Origin of the sequence: Streptomyces capoamus, from assembly GCF_014654935.1 — a bacterium.
Lineage (GTDB): Bacteria > Actinomycetota > Actinomycetes > Streptomycetales > Streptomycetaceae > Streptomyces > Streptomyces capoamus.
In genome coordinates, this window is sequence record NZ_BNBF01000025.1 from 20,394 (window position 1) to 23,757 (window position 3,364).

At 67.8% G+C, this 3,364-nt stretch carries 4 protein-coding genes and 1 riboswitch; all 4 genes read right to left on the reverse strand.

Features of this window, described 5'->3' with window-relative positions:
* Positions 1 to 522 (reverse strand): TCP-1/cpn60 chaperonin family protein (locus IE312_RS42615; protein WP_306419837.1); only part of this gene is annotated, 522 nt, incomplete at its 3' end.
* A gap of 299 nt (positions 523 to 821) precedes the next feature.
* Positions 822 to 1,025: a cold-shock protein gene (locus IE312_RS30830; RefSeq protein WP_004986573.1), complete on the reverse strand. Its 204-nt coding sequence runs from the start codon at positions 1,023 to 1,025 to the stop codon at positions 822 to 824.
* 452 nt (positions 1,026 to 1,477) lie between these two features.
* Positions 1,478 to 1,753: a ubiquitin-like small modifier protein 1 gene (locus IE312_RS30835; RefSeq protein WP_189985555.1), complete on the reverse strand. Its 276-nt coding sequence runs from the start codon at positions 1,751 to 1,753 to the stop codon at positions 1,478 to 1,480.
* Complete coding sequence (gene thrC, locus IE312_RS30840; RefSeq protein ID WP_189985556.1) at positions 1,750 to 3,033, reverse strand: threonine synthase; 1,284 nt, start codon at positions 3,031 to 3,033, stop codon at positions 1,750 to 1,752. Before thrC ends, IE312_RS30835 begins: the two co-directional genes overlap by 4 nt.
* A 17-nt stretch (positions 3,034 to 3,050) precedes the next feature.
* Positions 3,051 to 3,192, reverse strand: a riboswitch (SAM riboswitch).
* Positions 3,193 to 3,364 lie beyond the last annotated feature (172 nt).

Consider the following 3,364-nt stretch of genomic DNA (forward strand, 5'->3'; position numbering starts at 1 on the left):
GGTGATGACGCCTTCCTTGCCGACCTTGTCCATGGCCTCGGCGATCAGCTCGCCGATCTGGGTGTCGGCGGCGGAGATGGACGCGGTGGAGGCGATCTGCTCCTTGGTCTCGACGTCCTTCGCCTGCTCCAGCAGGGCGGCGGAGACGGCCTCGACGGCCTTCTCGATACCGCGCTTCAGAGCCATCGGGTTGGCGCCGGCGGCGACGTTGCGCAGGCCTTCCTTGACCAGGGCCTGGGCGAGCACGGTCGCGGTGGTCGTACCGTCACCGGCGACGTCGTCCGTCTTCTTGGCGACTTCCTTGACCAGCTCGGCGCCGATCTTCTCGTACGGGTCCTCGAGCTCGATCTCCTTGGCGATGGAGACACCATCGTTGGTGATCGTGGGGGCGCCCCACTTCTTCTCGAGGACGACGTTGCGGCCCTTGGGGCCGAGCGTCACCTTCACGGCGTCCGCGAGCTGGTTCATGCCGCGCTCGAGGCCGCGCCGCGCCTCCTCGTCGAACGCGATGATCTTGGCCATGTGAAGTGGTCCCTCCAGGACTGGGGGTGATTCCTTCGGACCGCGCCCGCGCCCGCGACGGACGGCTCGCCGGCCTCGTGGTTCCTTGCCCCACTTGGCCTGCGGGCCTCACCGACCCGGTCCTTCACTGTCACTCTCACCTTCAGAGTGCTAACGCCAATGATTAGCACTCGGCATGGTCGAGTGCAAGCGCCTGCACCGGTACGGGGCCCCCGTCAGCCGCACGCGAACAGCGGAACCCGGGCACGGCGAAGGGCCCGCACCCCTCGCGAGGTGCGGGCCCTTCGGACAAGAAACGTTCAGGCGGTGACGCGAACCATGTCGGCCTGCGGGCCCTTCTGGCCCTGCGAGATCTCGAACTCGACCCGCTGGCCCTCTTCCAGGGTGCGGTAGCCGTCCATCTGAATCGCGCTGTAGTGGACGAAGACGTCCGCACCACCGTCGACCGCGATGAAGCCGTACCCCTTCTCCGCGTTGAACCACTTGACGGTGCCCTGAGCCATGCCTAACTCCCCTATTACTGGCCCTTGCACAGATCCACACTTCGCGGACCCGGGTCAGACCTCACCCCCCATGGGACGGGGGCGTGCGCCGGAACGCGTCGACCGCGGCTGAATGCATCTGTCCAACTGCCGTCTGCAACAGGTCAATCGGACGAGAATTCTGGACGCGGACGGTCCGGAATGTAGTGAGAATTCGCCCGAATTCAGGGCAAGTCGGGCCCCATAAAAGCCGCAAAAGCCACAGAAGACCCGCACACTTTGGCTACTTCTTGTCGGGTCGCCGGGCATGATTCCAGGGCTTTCGACCTGGCGGCCGGGGCCGTGTTCCCCAACTCTACCGCGCTCAATCACACAGAATTGCCCCCTCCGCTTCTCTTACGGAGGGGGCAATCCGATGAACAATCGGTAACCGCGGTTACCGAAGGTAATGCGGGGGCTCGCCGACGGGCCGGTCAGCCCCCGGCGACCGCCGGGATGATGGAGACGCCGGCGCCGTCCGGGGTCGCCGTCTCCAGGCCCTGCTCGAAACGGACGTCGTCGTCGTTGACGTACACGTTGACGAACCGGCGCAGCTTGCCCTGGTCGTCCAGCACCCGGGCGGCGATCCCGGTGTGGTTCTTCTCCAGATCGGCGATGACCTCGCCGAGCGTCGCCCCCTCGGCGGCGACCTCGGCCCGCCCGCCGGTGTAGGTGCGCAGGATGGTGGGGATGCGGACGGTCACGCTCATGCGAGGCCAGCCTCTCGGAAGGAGTCCAGGGTCGGGCGGATGGTGGCGGTGAGGCCGGTCCCGGCCACCGCGTCCAGGGTCTTGAGGCCGTCGCCCGTGTTGAGCACGACGGTGGTGAGGGCCGGGTCCAGCAGGCCGCTCTCGATCAGCTTGCGGGTCACGCCCACGGTCACCCCGCCGGCGGTCTCCGCGAAGATGCCCTCCGTGCGGGCCAGCAGCTTGATCGCGTCCACGATCTGCTCGTCCGTCACGTCCTCCACGGCGCCGCCGGTGCGGCGCGCGATGTCCAGGACGTACGGCCCGTCGGCCGGGTTGCCGATGGCCAGGGACTTGGCGATGGTGTCCGGCTTCTGCGGGCGGACCACGTCGTGGCCGGCCTTGTAGGCGGTGGACACCGGCGAACAGCCCTCGGCCTGCGCACCGAAGATCTTGTACGGCCGGTCCTCCACCAGGCCCAGCTTCACCAGCTCCTGCAGACCCTTGTCGATCTTCGTGAGCTGGGAGCCGGAGGCGATCGGGACCACGATCTGGTCGGGCAGCCGCCAGCCGAGCTGCTCGCAGATCTCGTACGCCAGGGTCTTGGAGCCCTCCGCGTAGTACGGCCGCAGGTTGACGTTGACGAAGCCCCAGCCCTCGCCGGCCGGGTCGCCGATCAGCTCCGAGCAGAAGCGGTTCACGTCGTCGTAGTTGCCCTCGATGCCGACCAGCTCGCCGCCGTAGACCGCGGCCATGACGACCTTGCCCTGCTCCAGGTCGTGCGGGATGAACACGCAGGAGCGGAAGCCGGCCCGGGCGGCGGCGGCGCCGACGGCGCCGGCCAGGTTGCCGGTGGAGGAGCAGGACAGCGTGGTGAAGCCGAAGGCGCGGGCGGCCTCCAGGGCCTGGGCGACGACCCGGTCCTTGAAGGAGTGGGTCGGGTTCCCGGAGTCGTCCTTCACGTACAGACCGCCGGTCACGCCCAGCTCGCGCGCCAGGTTGTCGGCCTGGACGAGCTTGGTCCAGCCGGGGTTGAGGTTGGGCTTGCCGGCGACGTCCGCGGGGACGGGCAGCAGCGGGGCGTAGCGCCAGATGTTCGCGGGACCGGCCTCGATGCGCCGGCGCAGTTCCTCGGTGTCGTAGGCGGAGAACTCGTAGGCGATCTCCAGCGGGCCGAAACACTCCTCGCAGGCGAAGACCGGACCGAGCGGGACGCGGTGGCCGCACTCGCGGCAGCTCAGGGCGGCGGCGGGGCCGAGGTCGACGGTGGTGTCGCTGGAGGTGGCAACTGTCTGCACAGCCATGGAGGCGAGGCCCTTTCTCCTCATCTTCCTCACGACGCATCTCGCCGTGAGACGGATTTGGCACCTTCCCTAGCCGGGAGCCTCGCGGTGAGACGAGAGCCGGCTGGAGGGTTGCCGGGGCTTCATCGGGCCGTGTCCCTCTGCCCCTCTGGATGAGCGGTATTCGGTTGTGGACGCCTGTGACCCCCGACATGCGATGGTCATCGGCGTTGTTCAAGACTGTAACCGAAGGCCAGGACAGTTGAGATAGTCGTCCGAACCGCGAGATGGATCACACGGTGACGTGTGGTCGTGACAGTGAGGAGCCGCCGACCGTGCTGGAAGAAGTCGA